The sequence below is a fragment of the Shinella agrisoli genome (assembly GCF_046557955.1).
Taxonomy (GTDB): domain Bacteria; phylum Pseudomonadota; class Alphaproteobacteria; order Rhizobiales; family Rhizobiaceae; genus Shinella.
Window position 1 is genome coordinate 115,885 of record NZ_JBJIEP010000014.1, and the last position, 18,007, is coordinate 133,891.

The window sequence follows — 18,007 nt, forward strand, 5'->3', positions numbered from 1 at the left end:
CGCAGGCCAACCTCAGCGTCGGCGCTTGTCCCCCTTCCCCTCACGGCGCTTCGCCAGGAGCGTTTCCCCTTCGTCCTCATGGACAACCCGGTCGCGGCCGAGCGATTTGGCGAGATGGAGCGCCTGGCCCGCGGCCTCCAAGACCGCCTCGAGCGGCCGGCCGGCCGTTCGGTCGGCAATGCCGGCGGACAAGGTGACGGCAATCGCCCCGCCATCCGCCTCGATCCGGCGCGTGGCGACCGATCGGCGGGCCTCCTCCACCAGCATCCAGCAGTCGCACCGGTCCCCGTCCCGGATGAACACGGCAAACTCCCCGCCGTCGAAGCGGCCGACGAGATGCGCCGGCAGGAAAACCCGCCGCAGCTCCTGCGAGACGGCGACGACGACGTCATCGCCCACGGCATGGCCGTGCCTGTTGTTGACGGCCTTGAAGCGGTCGACATCGAACAGCACGAAGAAACCGTCCGCCGCCGTTGCCGCGAAGGCTTCGGTGAAGGCCCGCCGGTTGTAGAGGCCGGACAGCGCGTCCAACCGGCCCTGCCGCTCCAATTCGGCACGGGAGAGCGACAGCTCGTGGATTGCCGTGCCGACCAGCCAGGCAAGCAGCGCCGTGACGCTTGCGGCGATCACGATGGTCGTCGAGCCGCCGAAGCCGATGGCGGCACGGAACGAATACGGCAGGAACCCGAAATGCGCGAGGATGGCGGCAACCATCAGGTAGGCCGCGGTCGCAAGCGCCGTCGCCACCAGGACGGTGTTCAGAACGAAGGCGGAGATGTCGGCCTTCGTTTCGAAAACGCCGAGTTCGATCTGGGCCCTCAGCCAGAGGGCCAGCCTGCCGCGCATACATCTCTCCATAGTGAACGGAGAGATCCTACGGCATCTTCTTTCAGATACAGCTAATTCATTCGATAGAAATTTAACCGTCCCATATCAGAAAAGGAAGTATCGCTGCGCCATGGGCAGAACGGCAGCAGGCTCGCAGGTGAGCAGTTCGCCATCCGCCCGTACCTCGTAGGTCTCCGGATCGACCTCGATGTCCGGTGTCAGATCGTTGAGGATCATCGAGGCCTTGGAGATGTTGCGCGTGTTGCGCACCGGCAGAAGCTGCTTGGCCACCCCCAGTCGCCCGCGAAGGCCCGCGTCGATCGCCGCCTGCGAAACGAAGGTGACGGAGGAATTCGTGCGGCTCTTGCCGAAGGCGCCGAACATCGGACGGTAGTGCACCGGCTGCGGCGTGGGGATCGAGGCATTGGGATCGCCCATGGGCGCCATCGCGATGGAGCCGCCGAGCAGGACCATGTCCGGCTTCACGCCGAAGAAGGCCGGATTCCACAGGACGAGGTCCGCCCGCTTGCCGACCTCGATGGAACCGATCTCATGGCTGAGGCCGTGGGCGATCGCGGGATTGATCGTGTATTTCGCGATATAGCGGCGGATACGCAGGTTGTCGTTGTCGCCGGTCTCGCCGGCGAGCCGACCGCGCTGCCGCTTCATCTTATCGGCGGTCTGCCAGGTGCGGATCGCCACCTCGCCGACGCGGCCCATGGCCTGGCTGTCGGAAGAGATGATCGAGAAGGCGCCGATATCGTGCAGGATGTCCTCCGCCGCGATCGTCTCCTTGCGGATGCGGCTCTCCGCGAACGCGATGTCCTCGGGGATCGACGGCGACAGGTGATGGCAGACCATCAGCATGTCGAGATGCTCGGCGATCGTGTTGACCGTGTAGGGCCTGGTCGGATTGGTGGAGGACGGGATGACGTTGGCATGGCCGCAGACCTTGATGATGTCCGGCGCGTGCCCGCCGCCCGCTCCTTCGGTGTGGAAGGCGTGGATCGTGCGGCCCTTGATGGCGGCGATCGTGTCCTCCACGAAGCCGCTTTCGTTGAGCGTGTCCGTGTGGATCATCACCTGCACGTCGTAGTCGTCGGCGACGGAGAGGCAGCAGTCGATGGCGGCCGGCGTGGTGCCCCAGTCCTCGTGCAGCTTAAGCGAGGAGGCCCCGGCCTTCACCATCTCTTCGAGCGGCGCCGGCAGCGAGGCGTTGCCCTTGCCGGCGAGCGCGAGGTTCATCGGGAAGGCGTCGAAGCTCTCGATCATGCGCTCTATGTGCCAGGCGCCGGTGCAGGTGGTCGCGAGCGTGCCGTGCGCCGGGCCGGTGCCGCCGCCGAGCATCATGGTGATGCCGCTCGAAAGCGCCTCCTCGATCTGCTGCGGGCAGATGTAGTGGATATGCGCATCCATGCCGCCCGCCGTAAGGATCTTCCCTTCGCCGGCGATCACCTCCGTCGAAGGGCCGACGATGATGGTGACGCCCGGTTGCGTATCGGGATTGCCGGCCTTGCCGAGAGCGGCGATGCGTCCGTCCTTGAGGCCCACATCGGCCTTGAAGATGCCTGCATGGTCGATGACGAGGGCATTGGTGATGACCGTGTCGACGGCCCCCTCGGCGCGCGTCGCCTGGCTCTGGCCCATGCCGTCGCGGATGACCTTGCCGCCGCCGAACTTCACCTCGTCGCCGTAAGCGGTGAAATCCCTCTCCACCTCGGCGAAAAGCTCCGTGTCGGCAAGGCGCACCTTGTCGCCGGTGGTGGGGCCGAACATGCCGGCATAGGCGGCGCGGGACATTCTGTAGGACATGGTCAGCTTCCCCGGGAGGCAGGAGTCTTGTTCTGGTGGTCGAGGCGGTCGAGACGGCCGGCGGCGATGCGCGCATCCACCCAGCGCCGCTCGGCGGCGAAGGGGTGCCATTGCCAGCCTTCATGGCCGAAGCCGGCGATCGAGACGCGATCGCCGTCCTTTGCGACATTGTCGAGCACATGGGCGATCACGATCAGGCCGGAGCTCGCCACCACATAGGGCGGCGGATCGAATGCGGCGAGCGAAGCATCGACGGCCCGGTGGACAGCCGCGGGAACGACGTCCAGCCGCCGGCCGGTGACGCGCGCGAAGGTGTCGAAACCGATCGTGTAGTCGTCGCAGAAATCATCGAGATCGGGATGGCTTTCCGCAAGCGGCGAGCGCATGGCGGCGAACATCTCCGATGTGCGCACGCACCAGATTTCCTTAGCCTGCCGCACCGCATCGCTCGCCTTCCATCGTCCGCCAGCGAGCATCTCCAGCGCCGGGCGGCCGGTGTTGCAGACGGCGACGACATCCGTCTTCGTGCCGCCGGGACCCGCCGAGCGGCAAAGGTTGAAGCGGATCACGATGTCGGCAGAATCGATCGCACCGGCCAGGCCTTCGGGAATGTTGCCGTTTCCGACGATGGCGATCCTGCGCGACACCCGTTCGTTCCTCAGTTTTCCGTCTCGTAGACGGCTTTCAGCTCGGCGGTGCGCTTGCGCGTGAGATCGGCCAGGCAGCCGGAGACGAGCATGGGCTCCATCGAGCCTCCCCTCGCCTCGAAACCTGCCAGCTCGCACTGTCCGTCGCGGTAGCCGATCCAGGACCGCTGGGCACGCTTCAGCGCATCGACGGCGCCGACATAGTGCTCGCCCAGGTCCTTGAGCTCCTCATCCATCGCGCGGGCGGCGTCCATCGCCTTCTTGTAGACGGTGTTCAGCTCGGCGTCCGCCGCCTCGTATTCGCGATGGGCGCAGATGTTGAGATCGGACTGTGTCACGGCCTTGTCGCAGTTGACCTCGGGCTCGCCGTCCTGCGCCGGGGCGAAAGAGGCAGAGAAAAGAAGGAAAGGGACGGCGAGCAGTAAGCGGCAGCATGAAGACATGTCAGAGTTTCCCCATCACGTTCTGGCGGAAGCCGTAGATTTCCCGCTTGCCCGCGAAGGGAACAAGGCGGACGGTGCGCGTCTGGCCGGGCTCGAAGCGCACGGCCGTGCCGGCCGGAATGTCGAGGCGCAGCCCCCGCGTCTTCTCGCGATCGAAGGAAAGAGCGGGATTGGTCTCGTAGAAATGATAGTGGCTGCCGACCTGGATCGGCCGGTCGCCGGTATTGGAGACGTCGAGGGACGTGACCGGCAGGCCGGCGTTGAGTTCGATGTCGCCGTCTGCGACGATAACTTCACCCGGGATCATGGCTTTTCCTCACGCATGGCCTCACCGGATCGGTTCGTGCACGGTCACGAGCTTCGTGCCGTCGGGAAAGGTCGCTTCCACCTGGATATCGTGGATCATCTCGGCAATGCCCTCCATCACCTGGTCGCGCGTCAGCACATGGGCGCCCGCTTCCATCAGCTCGGCGACGGGGCGGCCGTCGCGTGCGCCCTCGACGACGAAATCGGTGATCAGCGCGATGGCCTCGGGGTGGTTCAGCTTCACGCCGCGTTCCAGCCGTCTGCGGGCCACGATCGCCGCCATGGCGATCAGCAGTTTGTCTTTCTCGCGGGGGGTGAGGTTCATGGGCGATCCATCGCGTTGTTCCCAAAGCTGCCGTGCAATATATGCGGCCGTCTTGCGCGCACGACATACGCAAAACAGGAAGCGGGGCACGGCACGCGATCCGAAAGGCCGTATGCGCGCCTCAGAGAGTCCAGACTTTCGGCACGCTCGCGCCGTTGCGCAAGCGCGAAATAAGCGGAACGAGTTTTTTTCTGAGCGCGAAGCCGTCGGCCGCGACCAAGCGGGCAACGAGCTTGTCCTGCCATTGGCTGACGCCGCCCTCGGCCCCTTCCAAAAGCCGGCGCAGCGGCGCCAGATACGCTTCCGCATCGGCCCCGCAATAGAGCACGGTGGCAAAGGCGCGCTGACCGGCGAGCACGGCACGGTCGCCGGTCAGCGCCGCGACATCGCCGTGCAGATGCGTCTCTTCCGCATGGATCAGCTTTCCCGCGCGGCGGACGCGCCAGCGGTCGCGGAAGAGACCCGTTTCCACCCGCTCGCCCATCGCCTTGCGGCCGAGCAGGACGGCCTCGACGGCCAGGAAGGCGGCATCCCCGTCGAGGTCGACCTCCAGCCGGCGGTCGAGGGCGGAGCGGTCGAAGAGGATGGTTTCCTGCGGCAGCCAATCCACGCGCGCTCCCGCCCCCACCTTGATCCGCGTTTCGACCGCCGCAGTGGAGGCATTCGCCTTGTAGACCCGTTCGCAGGCCTGCGTCGTCGCCGTCAGGCGGGTGCCCGCGCCCCCTTCGAACGCCCAGTCGATGCGGTCGCCGCCCGTCAGCCCGCCGGCCGTGTTGATGAGAACGGCCTCCATCGTGCCGTCGAAGGTTTTCGGCAGGCGGATCTTGGCGCACCCCTCCTGGTAGAGCACGTCGAGCCGCGTGCCGGCATGGGAAGCCTTCGCGGCAAGCCTGCCCGTGCCGCGCGCGCGTTGCGCCTTCCCTTCGTCAGCAAGCGGTCGTTCCACGTGTGCGTTCATATCCATCGAGTGCCGGATACAAGAGGCAGGGCCCCGACTTTCCGGCAGGTTCCACGATGCCGGCGGGTTGCGCAAGCATGCGCCGCAAATCGGCGCGCTGTTTCCGGGCGAAAGAAGCCGGCCGGCGGCTCGCCACGAAAAAGCCCGGCGCGAAGGCCGGGCCAGAGATCCGGTCGGCCGGGCGGCATGCATGTGCCGCCCGTTCCACAAGAAACGACTACTCGTTCTGGACGTAGGTGAACTTGCCGTCCTCACCCTTCTTCCAGGTGTACATGACGTAGTCCGGACGGGTGATGTCGCCCTTCTCGTCAAAGCCGAGCTCGCCGATGGCGGTCTGGAACGGACCCTTCGACTTGATGGCTTCGGCGACGGCCTGCGGGTCTACGCCGCCGGCAGCCTTGGCGCCTTCGGCGATGACCTGAACGGCCGCATAAGCGTAGAGCGTGTAGGCCTCCGGCTCGAAGCCGGCGGAGCGGAACTTCTCGACGAGGTCCTTTGCAGCCGGGTTCTTGCGCGGGTCGGGCGCGAACGTCATCAGCGTGCCGTCAACGGCATCGCCGGCGATGGAAGCCAGTTCGTTGGAGACGATGCCGTCGCCCGAGATGAAGGTGGCCTTCAGGCCCTGGTCGGCGGACTGGCGCTCGATGAGGCCGAACTCGGTGTGCAGGCCGCCCCAGTAGACGACCGAGACGCCGGCTTCCTTCATCTTGGCGATGAGAGCGGAAAAGTCCTTGTCGCCGACGTTGACGCCTTCGTAGAGGGCTTCGGTGACGCCGGCTTCGTTCATCGACTTCTTGGTTTCGTCGGCAAGGCCCTGGCCGTACGGGGTCTTGTCGTGCAGCACGGCGACCTTCGCGTCCTTGAAGTTGGCAGCGATGAAGGAGCCTGCCACCGCGCCCTGCTGGTCGTCACGGCCGCAGGTGCGGAACGTGTTCCACAGGCCGCGCTCGGTATAGGTCGGGTTGGTGGAAGCCGGCGAAATCTGCAGGATGCCGTTTTCGGCGTAGATTTCGGAAGCCGGGATGGAAACGCCCGAGTTGAAGTGGCCGACCACGAACTTAACGCCGTCAGCGACGAACTTGTTGGCGACCGAAACGCCCTGCTTCGGGTCCGACACGTCGTCGCCGAGCACGACCTTGATCTGCTCGCCGTTGATGCCGCCGGCTGCATTGATGTCGGCGGCGGCCTGCTCGGCACCCTTCTGCAGCTGTGCGCCGAACGCGGCGTTCGGACCGGTCAGCGGGCCGCCGACGCCGATCAGGATGTCGGCCCAGGCGCTGCCGCTGAAAGCGACCATTGCAGCCAAAGCAACAGCCGACATGAGAGACTTCTTCATCTTGTTACTCCCAAATTTATAGCGGGCTGGTTTCAACCGGTCGCAATACCCGCATTCATTGCGCCGATATCGTCGTGCCGCGGCCGGTGCCGGCCGCGAAGTTCCCTCTGGTTATTTGGACTTCCATGAAAAAGGCGACGCCTTTTCATAGAGCCAGTAGTAGTTGTTGGTCATTTGCCGCGTACGGTAGTAGCGGTAGCCGAGCGTAGCAAACAACAAAAGCACGATCGTGTCCACGACATAGTACTGCACCGTCAGCATGGTGCCGTGGAACAGCGCGTGGTGGATGAAGCGGATCGCGACGCCCAGCAAAAGGACGTAGACGACGAGCGTTCCGTAGTTCTGCCAGTTTTCCGCGACGCTCTTGCCGGTGCGCCAGGCAGTCCACCCGCCCATGATGACGGTGATGAACAGGAACTGCCAGATGGACGGCTCTTCGTAGAGAATTCCCTGCATTGTCTTACCCCTTCCCCGTCAGTGCCTGCCGCCTTCGAGATAGGCCGCGCGCACTTCCGGATTGGCCAGAAGCTCCTTGCCCGAGCCGCTCATCGTCACCTGCCCGTTGACCATCACATAGGCCCGGTCGGAGAGCTTCAGCGCGGCGAAAGCGTTCTGCTCGACGAGGAACACGGTCAGCCCCTGCTCCTGGTTCAAGACCTTGATGGCGTCGAAGATCTGCTTGACGATCAGCGGCGCAAGGCCGAGCGACGGCTCGTCGAGCAGCAGCAGCTTCGGGCGCGCCATCAGCGCGCGGCCGATGGACAGCATCTGCTGCTCGCCGCCGGAAAGCGTGCCGCCGCGCTGGCTCTGGCGCTCCTTGAGCCGCGGGAAGAGCGTGTAGATCTTTTCCACGTCCTCGTTGAAATACTTCAGATTGTCGAGGCTCGCGCCCATCTGGAGATTTTCGTACACGGTCATGCGCGGGAAGATGCGGCGGCCTTCCGGCGACTGCGCGATGCGGCGCCGCGCGATGAGATGCGTCGGCAGGCGGGTGATGTCCTCGCCGTCGAAGGTGACGGTGCCGGTGCGTGCCTGGGGGCTGCCGCAGATCGTCATCATCAGGGTCGACTTGCCGGCGCCGTTCGCACCGATGAGGCTGATGATCTCGCCCCTCTTCACCTCGACGTTGACGCCCGCGAGCGCGCGGATGTTGCCGTAGTAGGTTTCCACGCCCTGAACGCTGAGAAGCGTATCGCTCATTGGTGCGTACCTCCCTCAGTGCTTTCGATCTCCTCGATTTCCTCGATCACCTCTTCGACCTCATCATCTTCGACACCGAGATAGGCCGCGATAACCTTCGGATCGTTCTTCACATGGTCCGGCGTGCCGTCCGAAATCTTCTGCCCGTATTCGAGCACGACCACATGGTCGGAAATCTCCATGACGACCGACATGTCGTGCTCGATGAGCAGGATCGACGTGCCGCTGTCCTTGCGGATGGAGCGCAGGAGCTCGTTGAGCGCCAACGATTCGCGCGGGTTGAGGCCGGCCGCCGGCTCGTCGAGGCACAGGAACTCCGGCCCGGTGCACATGGCGCGGGCGATTTCCAGGCGCCGCTGTGCGCCATAGGGAAGGTCGCCCGCCGGATCGTCGGCGCGCGCGATGAGGTTCGCCTTTTCCAGCCAGTATTTCGCGACATCGATGGATTCCGCCGAGGCCTTCTTGTAGGCCGGCATGCCGAGGAGGCCGAGGATGGTGTAGCCGGACGCCTTCATCAGCATGTTGTGCTGGGCGACGAGCAGGTTCTCCAGAACCGTCAGGCCCGAGAAGAGCCGAATGTTCTGGAACGTACGCGCGACCTTCGCGTCGCGGGTGATCTCGAAATCGGCCATGCGTTCCAGAAGGAAGCTCGTGCCTCCCTTCTGGCGCATGGTGATCATGCCCATGGTCGGCTTGTAGAAGCCGGTCACGCAGTTGAAGACCGTGGTCTTGCCGGCCCCGTTCGGGCCGATGAGCGCCGTGATCTCGCCGCGCTCGGCCTCGAAGGAGAGGTCGTTGATGGCCATCAGGCCACCGAAGCGCATCGAGAGATGCTCGACTTTCAGGATGGGATCGTTCGTCATCGTGTTCGTCGCTACCGTATTCGTCCCGGAGGCCATCAACCGTGCCCTTCCTTGGTGAAGCTGCCGGCGACCGCCTTGCGCTCCTTCAGGAACGCGGTCGGCTCGCGGCTTCCGACGAAGCCGCGCGGCTTCCAGACCATGACGGTCACCATCGCAAGACCGAAGATCAGCATGCGGTACAGTTCCGGCGTGAAGTCGGGCCCGAAGATCTGCTTCAGGAACTGCATCTCGCGCAGGAGCTCGGTACCGCCGACCATCACCACCGCGGCGACGGCGATGCCGACGAGCGAACCCATGCCGCCGAGAACCACGATGGCGAGGATGATCGCCGATTCGAGGAAGACGAAGGATTCCGGCGAGACGAAGCCCTGGCGCACGGCGAAGAAGGAGCCGGCGAAGCCGCCGAACATCGCGCCGATGGCGAATGCCGTCAGCTTGGTCATCACCGTGTTGATGCCGAGCGAGCGGCAGGCGATCTCGTCCTCGCGCAGCGCTTCCCAGGCCCTGCCGATCGGCATGCGGCGCAGGCGGATCGTCACGTAGGCGGTCAGAAGCGCGAGCGCCAGGATGAGGTAGAAGAGGAAGACCTTGTAGTAGGCCGAGGACATCGGCAGGTCGAAGGCCTTGGCGAAGTTGTTCGGCGCGCTGACGTCGAAGGACCAGATGCCGAAGACCGAAGCCTTCGGAATGCCCGAGACGCCGAAGGTGCCCCTGGTCACTTCCGTCCAGTTGATGAGGACGAGACGGATGATCTCGCCGAAGGCCAGCGTCACGATGGCGAGGTAGTCGCCCTTGAGGCGCAGCACCGGAAAGCCGAGGATCATGCCCCAGAAGGCGGCGAGGATGCCGGCAAGCGGCAGGAGGATCCAGAAGGAGAAGCCGAACTGCTGCGACAGCAGCGCGTAGGAATAGGCGCCGACCGCATAGAAGGCGACGTAGCCGAGGTCGAGCAGGCCGGCAAGGCCGACCACGATGTTCAGGCCCCAGGCGAGCATCACGTAGATGAGGATCTGGATGCCGAAGTTGTCGACCCACTTCAGCGAGCCCTGCACGCCGAAGATCAACATGGCGGCAATCGGGTAGAGGATGAGGGCGACGATGGCGATCTTGCTGAAATTGCGCTTGAAGAAGCCTTCCTCGACCTCCTCGCCGATCTTCGCCACGGCGGCGGCCTTGCGGGCGGCCATCCAGGGGCGGACGTAGGCGACGGTGAGGAAGCGGCCGACGGCGGCGACGATCACGAAGACCGCGAGCAGCCCCCAGCGCTGGTTCAGCACGAGCTCGTTGCGGATGTTCTGCGTGGTCTCGAGACCGACGAAGAGAACGAACAGGCCGAGCGAGACGAGGCCGGCGTAAAAGCCCTCGCGCAGAGCCCGCGCCGTCAGGTTCCCGCCGGCGCTCTCATGGGTGTTGGAGATGTTGGACATGAATCAAACCTTCTCGACTTCCGGTCGTCCGAGGATGCCGGACGGCTTGAAGATCAGGACGATGGCGAGGATGGAGAACGTCGCGACGTCCTTGTAGTCGATGGTGAAGTAGGCGGACCACAGGCTCTCGATGAGGCCGATGAGCATGCCGCCCAGAACCGCGCCCGGAAGCGAGCCGATGCCGCCCAGGACCGCGGCCGTGAAGGCCTTGACGCCCGGAATGAAGCCGTCGGTGAAGACGGTCACGCCGTAATACATCAGGTACATCGTGCCGGCGACGGCGGCGAGGCTCGCACCCATGATGAAGGTCACGGAGATCGTCCGGTCGACGTCGATGCCGAGCAGGGCCGCCATCTTGCGGTCCTGTTCCGTCGCGCGCTGGGCCCTGCCGAGCGAGGTCTTGTTGACGATGTACCAGAAGGTCGTGAGCAGGATGACCGTCAGCAGCATGATGATGATCTGCTTGAGCGATATCGCGATGCCGAAGACGTTGTAGACCGACGACACCAGCGGCGGGATCGGCTTGTTGCGCGGACCCTGCGTGACCTGGATGAAGTTCGACAGCGCGATCGACATGCCGATCGCGGTGATGAGCGGCGCGAGGCGGAAGGAGCCGCGCAAGGGCCGGTAGGCCACCTTCTCGATCGTCCAGTTCCACAGCGATGCCGTGAGCATCGCCGCGGCGATCATGACCAGCAGCAGAAGGACGACCGGCAGGCCGACGAACACGCTGGTGAGGACCAGGAAGGTGATGAGAGCGGCAAATCCACCCAGCATGAAGATATCGCCATGGGCGAAATTGATCATGCCGATGATGCCGTAAACCATGGTGTAGCCGATGGCTATCAGACCATAAATCGAACCAAGCGTCAGCCCGTTGACGAGCTGCTGGACGAAATACTCCATATATAATCCCCTGGATGCGGTTCCTGAGGGCCGCATCTCTTGTTCTTGCCGCTCGTTTTTTGAGCTTGTTTAGTCAATGCGGATTCCATACCGCTTTCGATACAAAAAGGAAGCCCAAAAAGCCGTGATCGACAATTTCTTTAGCGGGAAGCGTTAAATGACGCATTTAACGCCATGGAAACCAAAAAACCGGCACGGAAAACGGCGCCCTTGCCCAAAAAGATGCACCGGAGCGCAGGAGCGGCGTTCCGATCTGAAACACCCTCTCCCGTGACGCGTATCGCTCAGCCACGCATTCTTTCACCGGAAGGATCGAAGAGCGGCTCAGGCTGCAAGCGCGCGGGCAGCATCTCGCCCAGAAGCTCGATCGACCAGCCCGCCTCGACGTCCGCGACCTCCTTCGGGACATAGCCCACCGCAACGGAGACGCCGGCGGCATGGGCATAGCCGCCGGACGTCACCCAGCCGCGCACCTGCCCGTCCAGGTAGATCGGCTCGTCGCCGATGACGTCCGCGTCCCTCGCCTCGACGATGAACGTTCGCAGCCGCAGCGCGCCGCCCGCCTCCCGCTCGGCCTTCGCGGCCGCCTTGCCGATGAAGTCCGCCGGCTTGCCGAGAGCCACGAAGCGCTCCAGCCCCGCCAGGTCGAGCCGGAGGTCAGCTCCGAGCGTTCCACGAGCACCACGTCGGTCCAGCCGAATTTCGTGAGATGATAGAGGACGGAACAGCCGACGACGCCGCCCCCGATGACGACGACCCTTGCATGGCTCTTCATGGAAAACTCCGGCTTCGGCGGGTTGAAGGGATTGCGATACTGCGGACGCAACGCAGCCTATGGGGTCCCCGGCATGCCTCACAAGCCCCTGGTGCGAAGCGCCGTGTCGCTCGGGATGTTTTGTCAGCGCGTGGCGAAGTCCACCGACAGGCCGAAGCTGCGGGCCATCACCTTCAGGTCGTCCACCAGCGCCTCGGCGAAGCTGCGCGTCACGACGAGGTCGAAGCAGTCTTCGCCGGTGCGGGCGAGGTTGACCGGCACGCGATTGCACAGCACGTTCGCCGCGCGGCCGACCGGAAAGGCGGCCGGATGAAGATCGGCGGCAATGCCGTTCGCAAGGATGCGGGCGACGTGCGGACCGGACAGCGTCAACGCGACGCGCCCATGGCTCTGGTCGACGACATAGGCGAAGTCGCCGAGCCGGACGGCAAGCTCGGCGGCGAGCGTTTCCGGCGCATGAACCTCGGACAGCGCCAGCCATTCGCCGGGGCCGGAAAAGCGGGCCTCGAACGCGCCGTCCGCGACGAGAATGCCTGCTGCCTCGGCCGTCCGGCCGGGCGCCGCCAACACCATGGCGATCGCCGTCGCGCGGTGGACGGCGAGATGGTTCGCCCGCCGCTCGGAAATCGCTCCGATCGTGCCGTCCAGCGCATGCACCGCCTGGTAATCGTAAGCCATCGTCCTCACCTCACGCCATCAGCTTGCGGTTTTCCGGGTCGACGAAGACGGGATCGCAGACCTCCGCCATGGTCTCGACACCGCGCAGCTGATCCCAGACCACGATCTTCTCGCCGTAGCGCTCGCGGCCGGACTTGAGGAAGGCGAGCGCGATATGGCTGCCGATCGTCGGCGAGAAGCAGGCGGAGCTGACCCAGCCCTGGTCGTTCAGCGTCGAGGGCTTGGCACCGTCCTTGAGCAGGTGCGCGCCGGCCCGCATGTCCCTGTCCCCTTCCAGGGCCTTGAGCCCGACGAGCTGCGCGCGGTCCGCCGCCGTCAGGCCGAAGCGGCCGGAGAGCCGCTTGCCGATGAAATCCGGCTTGCTGCCCGCCATCATGCGGCCGAGGCCCGCATCGTCCGGCGTCACGCGGCCGTCGAGTTCGGCATGGGTCACGTGGCCCTTCTCGATGCGCAGCACGTTCAGCGCCTCGACGCCGTAGGCGCAGATGCCGTGCGGCGCGCCCGCCCGCATCAGCGCATCCGCCACCGCCTCGCCGTAGCCTGCCGGCACCGCCAGCTCATAGGCGAGCTCGCCGGAAAAGGAGATGCGGAAAAGCCGCGCCTTGAGATTGCCCTTCAGCCGCACCTCGCGGGCGGCGAGGAACGGAAAGGCCGCGTTGGAAAGGTCGTCCTCGACGACGGCCTGCAGGATCGCGCGCGCCTTCGGCCCGGCGATCGACATCTGCGCCCACTGGTCCGAAACGGAGAGGAAACGCACGCGCAATTGCGGCCAGAGCACCTGCGCTGCATATTCCATATGCGACAGCACCCCGGCCGCCATCGCCGTCGTGGTGGTGACGATGAAATGCGTCTCGGCCAGCCGGCTCACCGTGCCGTCGTCGTAGACCATGCCGTCCTCGCGCAGCATCAGGCCGTAGCGCGCCTTGCCGACGGGCAGCTTCAGCACGGGATTGCAATAGAGCCGGTTGAGGAATTCGGCCGCATCGGGCCCGAAGACCTCGATCTTGCCGAGCGTCGAGACGTCGCAGAGCCCGGCATTCTCGCGCACCGTGCGCACCTCGCGGTCGACGCTCTCGCGCCAGGTCTTCTCGCCGGCCTTCGGGAACCAGGACGCGCGGTACCAGAGTCCGGCATCCACGAAGGCCGCGCCGTTGCGCGCCGCCCAGCCATGCAGGGGCGAGCGGCGGACGGGCATGGCATGCTCGTCGCGCGCCGTGCCGGCGAGCGCGCCGAAGGAGACGGGCGTATAGAACGGCCGGAACGTCGTCGTGCCGACCTCCGCGGGGCTGACGCCCCGCATGGCGGCGAGGATGCCGACCGCGTTGATGTTGCCGAGCTTGCCCTGGTCCGTCGCCATGCCGCCCGTCGTGTAGCGCTTGGCGTGCTCGACATGGCCGAAGCCCTCGCGCACGGCGAGGCCGAGGTCCTTGGTGTGCACGTCGTTCTGGAAATCGACGAAGGCTTTGGATTTCGCGCCCGGCACGTGCCAGAGCGCCGTGAAGGACGGATCGATCTCCTCGCCGACGGCGGGACGCTCGAAGCCGGCGACGGGGCGGCCAAGAGCCTCCACGGCGGCCGCCGCCTTCTGCGCGCCGTCGTCGAGGCATTCGCGGAGACGATAGCGGCCCGCCGCCGCACCCGCCGTCACGAGGCCCGGGCCGACATCCGGCGCCAGGAACGCCTGCAGCGCCTCGGACCAGACCGGCCGGCCGCCGCGCTGGCAGGCAAGGTGGATGACCGGGCTCCAGCCGCCGGACATGGCGACCGCATCGCAGGCGATCAGTTCCTCGAAACCGCCGCGGTCCGCGACGATCGCGCGGACCCGCCGGCGGCCCCGGGTGTCGACGATGGAGCCGCCGCGAATAAGCCGGACCCCGTCCGGCGCCCTGTCGGCGGCGTCCGCGCGGCTGTCGATGAGCGCGGCGATCCCGATGCCCTGCGCCGCAAGGTCCCGTGCGGTGCGATAGCCGGAAGAGCCGTTGGTGTAGACGGCGACCGACGTGCCGACGGCGACGCCGAAACGGTTGGCATAGGTGCTGGCGGCGCTGGCCGTCAGGATGCCCGGCCGGTCGTTGCCGCCGAAGACCAGCGGCCGCTCCTCCGCGCCGGCGGCGAGGACCGCGCGCTTCGCCACGATGCGCCACAGGCGCTCGGCGGGTTTGGCCGCGTCCACGGCCGCACTGTGCTTCTGCACCCGTTCGACGGCACCGAAGACATTGTCGTCGTACCAGCCGAAAACGGTAGTGCGCGGCAGCAGGGTGACGTTCGGGCTGTTCTGGAGCTCTTCGACCGCACGGCGGGCGAAGACGAAGGGCGCCTCGCCGTCCAGCCGGGTCGTTTCGTAGAGCAGCGCGCCCCCGAGGACGAAATCCTGCTCGGCCAGGATGACGCGCAGGCCCGAGCGGGCTGCGACGAGCGCCGCGGCAAGGCCCGCAGGACCCGAGCCGACGACCAGCAGGTCGCAATGCGCCCAGCTCTTCTCATAGGAGTCCGGATCGCGCGGCAGGTCCGTGCGGCCAAGGCCCGCGGCGCGCCGGATCAGCGGCTCGTAGACCTTCTCCCAGAAGGCGGCGGGCCACATGAAGGTCTTGTAGTAGAAGCCGGCGGAGAGGAACCGCGACAGGCGGTCGTTCACCGCACCGACATCGTAGGCAAGGCTTGGCCAGCGATTCTGGCTGGCCGCGACGAGGCCGTCGTAGAGCTCCGCGACCGTCGCCTTTGTGTTCGGGTCACGCCGGGCGCCGCTGCCGATGGTGACGAGCGCGTTCGGCTCCGACGGGCCGGCCGTCACGATGCCGCGCGGGCGATGGTACTTGAAGCTGCGGCCGACGAGCAGCCTGTCGTTGGCGATGAGCGCCGAGGCGAGCGTGTCCCCGGCATGCCCCGTGAGATCCGTGCCGTCGAAGGAGAACCGGACGGCATGGCTGCGGTCGATAAGGCCGCCGGAAGGCAGGCGATGGGCGGTCACTGTGCGCCTCCCCTCTCTGCGGCGGCATCGGTCACGGAAAACACCTCGTGGGTGAAATTGTCCCGCTCCACCACCAGCCAGCGCCGGCAGCCTCCGACATGCTGCCAGTGCTCGCGAATGCGCCCGCGCGGATTGGCGCGGATATGCACATAGTCGTGCCAGGCCTCGTCCGCGGCCATCGGCGCGGGGCGGACGGGCGTGGCATCGCCGCGAATGGAGAACTCCTCCTTGGGGCGCGTGCCGCAGTGCGGACAGGAAATCAGGCTCGCCATGGCTCAGCTCAATGCAGGTTCGGCTGGGTGCCCGCACCCGCCTCGTCGATCGGAAAACCGCGCTCGAAGCGATCGAGCCGGAGCGCGCGCGCCACGTGATGGCTCTCTCCCCTGGCGATCAGATGCGCAAAACAGAAGCCCGAGGCCGGCGTCGCCTTGAAACCGCCGTAGCACCAGCCGCAGTTGAGATAGAGGTTGTCGATGGGCGTGCGGTCGATGATCGGCGAACCGTCCATCGACATGTCCATCACGCCGCCCCAGGCGCGCAGCACGCGCACGCGCGAAAGGCCGGGGATCATCGTCACCCCCTCCTCCATGACGTGTTCCACGGTCGCAAGGTTGCCGCGCTGGGCATAGGAGGAATAGCCGTCGATCTCCGCGCCGAAGACGAGGCCGCCCTTGTCGGACTGCGAGATATAGAAGTGTCCCGCGCCATAGGTGATGACGTGGTCGATGCAGGGTTTCAGGCCCTCGGTCACGAAGGCCTGCAGGACATGGCTCTCGAGCGGCAGCTTCAGGCCGGCCATCTCGCCGACGCGGGAGGAGTTGCCGGCCGCCGCCAGCGCCAGCCTGTTGCAGCCGATGAAGCCCTTCGTCGTCTCCACGCCGGTGACGGTTCCGTTTTCGCGGCGGATGCCGGTGACCTCGCAGTTCTGGATGAGATCGACGCCGAGCCGGTCGGCGCCGCGCGCAAAGCCCCAGGCGACCGCATCGTGCCGCGCCGTGCCCGCGCGCCGCTGCAGGAGGCCGCCGACGATCGGGAAGCGGGCATGGTCGAAATTGAGGAAGGGCAGCATCTTCTTCAGCGTTTCGCGGTCGAGAAGCTCGGCCGGGACGCCCTCCATCATCATGGCGTTGCCGCGCCGGATATAGTGGTCGCGCTGGCCGTCGTTGTGGAAGAGGCTGATGAGGCCGCGCTGCGAGAACATCACATTGTAGTTGAGCTCCTTCTCCAGCCCCTCCCAGAGCTTCATCGAGAACTCGTAGAACGGTTCGTTGCCGGGCAGCATGTAGTTCGAGCGCACGATGGTCGTGTTGCGCCCGACATTGCCGGAGCCGAGATAGCCCTTCTCCACCACCGCGACGTTGCGCACGCCGAATTCCCTGGCAAGGTAATAGGCCGTCGCCAGGCCGTGGCCGCCGCCGCCGACGATGATCACGTCGTAATGCGGCTTCGGCTGCGGCTCCCGCCAGGCGGGCTTCCAGCCGAGGTTTCCGGCAAAGGCTTGCTTGAAGATCGAAAGGGCGGAGTAGCGCATGCGAAATCCCGGGTCAGTCGCGCCACATTCGCATATGCAGCACAAACAGCAAGACGGGGCGGCGTCGCAGCCCCGCGCAGGTGCGACTCTTTCCACATGAGCGCGACGGCGCAGGACATTGCTTTCGCACCGGCGCGCGTCTAAGCCATGGGCAGAAGAGGCCGGAGACCATGCAGCCAGACGCCGCGGAACTGAAACGGGTGATGGAGAGCGCAGCGCTCGCTGCCGCCCGCGCGATCATGGCCGTCCACAGCGCCGGGCCGGACGTGCAGTACAAGCCGGACAGCTCGCCCGTGACCGCGGCGGACGAGGAGGCCGAGCGGCTGATCCTCGCCGCCATGGTGCGGCATTTCCCGAGCGTACCGGTCGTCGCCGAGGAGGCGGTCGCGGCCGGCCTCGTCCCGGACATTTCCGGCGGCCTGTTTTTCCTTGTCGACCCGCTCGACGGCACCAAGGAATTCGTCGCCGGCCGCAACGAGTTCACCGTCAACATCGCCCTTGTGCGCAAGGGCGTGCCCATCGCCGGCATCGTGCTGGCGCCGGCCCTGTCGAGCGGCTTCGTGGCGGTGGAAAACCGCGCCGAGCGCTTCACGGTGACGGGCGATTTCGCCGTGGGCGAACGCCGGCCGATCGGCTGCCGCAGTCGGGGCACGGCGCTGACCGCCGTCGCCAGCCGCTCGCACGACACGCCGCAGACCGCCCGCTTCCTCGACGATCACGGCATCGATGCCTGCACCGCCATCGGCTCGTCGCTGAAGTTCTGCCTCGTCGCCGAGGGCCTTGCCGACGTCTATCCCCGCTTCAGTCGCACGATGGAATGGGACACGGCGGCCGGCGACGCCGTGCTGCGCGCCGCCGGCGGCGAGACGCGCACGCTGGCCGGGGACCTGCTCGCCTACGGCAAGCGGAACCAGCCGCACGACGCCGATTTCGCCAATCCGAACTTCATCGCCGCCGGTGCCGGCTGGAGCATCGGCGCAGCCGCCGGGGCGAAGTGAACGCGA

General features: G+C 66.1%; 18 protein-coding genes and 2 pseudogenes. 1 reads left to right on the forward strand and 19 read right to left on the reverse strand.

Annotated elements, in window-relative coordinates:
• Positions 1–12: 12 nt before the first annotated feature.
• The 19 genes and pseudogenes from ACIIOY_RS16070 to ACIIOY_RS16160 form a co-directional block, all read right to left on the reverse strand.
• Positions 13–846, reverse strand: a complete 834-nt coding sequence (locus ACIIOY_RS16070; RefSeq protein ID WP_411035683.1) for a GGDEF domain-containing protein — start codon at positions 844–846, stop codon at positions 13–15.
• A gap of 87 nt (positions 847–933) precedes the next feature.
• Positions 934–2,640, reverse strand: coding sequence for an urease subunit alpha (gene ureC, locus ACIIOY_RS16075; RefSeq protein WP_411035684.1), 1,707 nt, complete (start codon positions 2,638–2,640; stop codon positions 934–936).
• A 2-nt stretch (positions 2,641–2,642) separates the two neighbouring features.
• Positions 2,643–3,287: a Urease operon accessory protein gene (locus ACIIOY_RS16080; protein WP_411035685.1), complete on the reverse strand. Its 645-nt coding sequence runs from the start codon at positions 3,285–3,287 to the stop codon at positions 2,643–2,645.
• An 11-nt stretch (positions 3,288–3,298) separates the two neighbouring features.
• A complete protein-coding gene (locus ACIIOY_RS16085; protein WP_411035686.1) occupies positions 3,299–3,730 on the reverse strand; it encodes a lysozyme inhibitor LprI family protein in 432 nt (143 codons plus the stop codon).
• 1 nt (position 3,731) lies between these two features.
• The gene (locus ACIIOY_RS16090) at positions 3,732–4,037 is read right to left on the reverse strand and encodes an urease subunit beta (RefSeq protein WP_411035687.1); all 306 of its coding nucleotides are present in this window, start codon (positions 4,035–4,037) and stop codon (positions 3,732–3,734) included.
• Positions 4,038–4,058: 21 nt separating this feature from the next.
• Positions 4,059–4,361 (reverse strand): urease subunit gamma, encoded by a 303-nt coding sequence (locus ACIIOY_RS16095; protein WP_411035688.1) that lies wholly within the window; start codon positions 4,359–4,361, stop codon positions 4,059–4,061.
• Positions 4,362–4,482: 121 nt separating this feature from the next.
• Positions 4,483–5,319, reverse strand: coding sequence for an urease accessory protein UreD (locus tag ACIIOY_RS16100; protein WP_411035689.1), 837 nt, complete (start codon positions 5,317–5,319; stop codon positions 4,483–4,485).
• 217 nt (positions 5,320–5,536) lie between these two features.
• On the reverse strand, positions 5,537–6,655 hold the full coding sequence (locus tag ACIIOY_RS16105; RefSeq protein ID WP_411035690.1) for a branched-chain amino acid ABC transporter substrate-binding protein: 1,119 nt from the start codon (positions 6,653–6,655) through the stop codon (positions 5,537–5,539).
• A gap of 111 nt (positions 6,656–6,766) precedes the next feature.
• Complete coding sequence (locus ACIIOY_RS16110; RefSeq protein WP_411035691.1) at positions 6,767–7,111, reverse strand: DUF6867 family protein; 345 nt, start codon at positions 7,109–7,111, stop codon at positions 6,767–6,769.
• An 18-nt stretch (positions 7,112–7,129) separates the two neighbouring features.
• The gene (locus ACIIOY_RS16115) at positions 7,130–7,855 is read right to left on the reverse strand and encodes an ABC transporter ATP-binding protein (RefSeq protein ID WP_411035692.1); all 726 of its coding nucleotides are present in this window, start codon (positions 7,853–7,855) and stop codon (positions 7,130–7,132) included.
• Positions 7,852–8,754, reverse strand: coding sequence for an ABC transporter ATP-binding protein (locus tag ACIIOY_RS16120; protein WP_411035693.1), 903 nt, complete (start codon positions 8,752–8,754; stop codon positions 7,852–7,854). Before ACIIOY_RS16120 ends, ACIIOY_RS16115 begins: the two co-directional genes overlap by 4 nt.
• Positions 8,754–10,145 carry a high-affinity branched-chain amino acid ABC transporter permease LivM gene (livM, locus tag ACIIOY_RS16125; protein ID WP_411035694.1) on the reverse strand — a complete coding sequence of 464 codons (1,392 nt, stop codon included), beginning with the start codon at positions 10,143–10,145 and terminating at the stop codon, positions 8,754–8,756. The genes ACIIOY_RS16120 and livM overlap by 1 nt, the downstream gene beginning before the upstream one ends.
• A gap of 3 nt (positions 10,146–10,148) precedes the next feature.
• Positions 10,149–11,051 carry a branched-chain amino acid ABC transporter permease gene (locus ACIIOY_RS16130; RefSeq protein WP_306032213.1) on the reverse strand — a complete coding sequence of 301 codons (903 nt, stop codon included), beginning with the start codon at positions 11,049–11,051 and terminating at the stop codon, positions 10,149–10,151.
• A gap of 284 nt (positions 11,052–11,335) precedes the next feature.
• A pseudogene (locus ACIIOY_RS16135) lies at positions 11,336–11,692 on the reverse strand (glycine cleavage T C-terminal barrel domain-containing protein); the annotation flags it as partial.
• Positions 11,692–11,826, reverse strand: a pseudogene (locus tag ACIIOY_RS16140) (FAD-dependent oxidoreductase); the annotation flags it as partial. The pseudogenes ACIIOY_RS16140 and ACIIOY_RS16135, both read right to left, overlap by 1 nt.
• A 123-nt stretch (positions 11,827–11,949) precedes the next feature.
• Positions 11,950–12,504, reverse strand: a complete 555-nt coding sequence (locus ACIIOY_RS16145; protein WP_411035695.1) for a sarcosine oxidase subunit gamma — start codon at positions 12,502–12,504, stop codon at positions 11,950–11,952.
• A 10-nt stretch (positions 12,505–12,514) separates the two neighbouring features.
• A complete protein-coding gene (locus ACIIOY_RS16150) occupies positions 12,515–15,472 on the reverse strand; it encodes a sarcosine oxidase subunit alpha family protein (protein WP_411035696.1) in 2,958 nt (985 codons plus the stop codon).
• Positions 15,469–15,744 carry a sarcosine oxidase subunit delta gene (locus ACIIOY_RS16155; protein ID WP_411035697.1) on the reverse strand — a complete coding sequence of 92 codons (276 nt, stop codon included), beginning with the start codon at positions 15,742–15,744 and terminating at the stop codon, positions 15,469–15,471. The genes ACIIOY_RS16150 and ACIIOY_RS16155 overlap by 4 nt, the downstream gene beginning before the upstream one ends.
• 8 nt (positions 15,745–15,752) lie before the next feature.
• Positions 15,753–17,003, reverse strand: a complete 1,251-nt coding sequence (locus ACIIOY_RS16160; RefSeq protein ID WP_411035698.1) for a sarcosine oxidase subunit beta family protein — start codon at positions 17,001–17,003, stop codon at positions 15,753–15,755.
• A gap of 170 nt (positions 17,004–17,173) precedes the next feature.
• Between ACIIOY_RS16160 and cysQ the strand changes: the two genes are divergently transcribed.
• The gene (gene cysQ / locus ACIIOY_RS16165) at positions 17,174–18,001 is read left to right on the forward strand and encodes a 3'(2'),5'-bisphosphate nucleotidase CysQ (protein WP_411035699.1); all 828 of its coding nucleotides are present in this window, start codon (positions 17,174–17,176) and stop codon (positions 17,999–18,001) included.
• The last annotated feature ends 6 nt before the right edge of the window (positions 18,002–18,007 follow it).

Bases quoted from the DNA above. Each gene is read 5' to 3' on its own strand.
- ACIIOY_RS16070 (WP_411035683.1), bottom strand. From the start codon at position 846: ATGCGCGGCAGGCTGGCCCTCTGGCTGAGGGCCCAGATCGAACTCGGC.
- ureC (WP_411035684.1), bottom strand. From the start codon at position 2,640: ATGTCCTACAGAATGTCCCGCGCCGCCTATGCCGGCATGTTCGGCCCC.
- ACIIOY_RS16085 (WP_411035686.1), bottom strand. From the start codon at position 3,730: ATGTCTTCATGCTGCCGCTTACTGCTCGCCGTCCCTTTCCTTCTTTTC.
- ACIIOY_RS16090 (WP_411035687.1), bottom strand. From the start codon at position 4,037: ATGATCCCGGGTGAAGTTATCGTCGCAGACGGCGACATCGAACTCAAC.
- ACIIOY_RS16095 (WP_411035688.1), bottom strand. From the start codon at position 4,361: ATGAACCTCACCCCCCGCGAGAAAGACAAACTGCTGATCGCCATGGCG.
- ACIIOY_RS16100 (WP_411035689.1), bottom strand. From the start codon at position 5,319: ATGAACGCACACGTGGAACGACCGCTTGCTGACGAAGGGAAGGCGCAA.
- ACIIOY_RS16105 (WP_411035690.1), bottom strand. From the start codon at position 6,655: ATGAAGAAGTCTCTCATGTCGGCTGTTGCTTTGGCTGCAATGGTCGCT.
- ACIIOY_RS16110 (WP_411035691.1), bottom strand. From the start codon at position 7,111: ATGCAGGGAATTCTCTACGAAGAGCCGTCCATCTGGCAGTTCCTGTTC.
- ACIIOY_RS16115 (WP_411035692.1), bottom strand. From the start codon at position 7,855: ATGAGCGATACGCTTCTCAGCGTTCAGGGCGTGGAAACCTACTACGGC.
- ACIIOY_RS16120 (WP_411035693.1), bottom strand. From the start codon at position 8,754: ATGGCCTCCGGGACGAATACGGTAGCGACGAACACGATGACGAACGAT.
- livM (WP_411035694.1), bottom strand. From the start codon at position 10,145: ATGTCCAACATCTCCAACACCCATGAGAGCGCCGGCGGGAACCTGACG.
- ACIIOY_RS16130 (WP_306032213.1), bottom strand. From the start codon at position 11,051: ATGGAGTATTTCGTCCAGCAGCTCGTCAACGGGCTGACGCTTGGTTCG.
- ACIIOY_RS16145 (WP_411035695.1), bottom strand. From the start codon at position 12,504: ATGGCTTACGATTACCAGGCGGTGCATGCGCTGGACGGCACGATCGGA.
- ACIIOY_RS16155 (WP_411035697.1), bottom strand. From the start codon at position 15,744: ATGGCGAGCCTGATTTCCTGTCCGCACTGCGGCACGCGCCCCAAGGAG.
- ACIIOY_RS16160 (WP_411035698.1), bottom strand. From the start codon at position 17,003: ATGCGCTACTCCGCCCTTTCGATCTTCAAGCAAGCCTTTGCCGGAAAC.
- cysQ (WP_411035699.1), top strand. From the start codon at position 17,174: ATGCAGCCAGACGCCGCGGAACTGAAACGGGTGATGGAGAGCGCAGCG.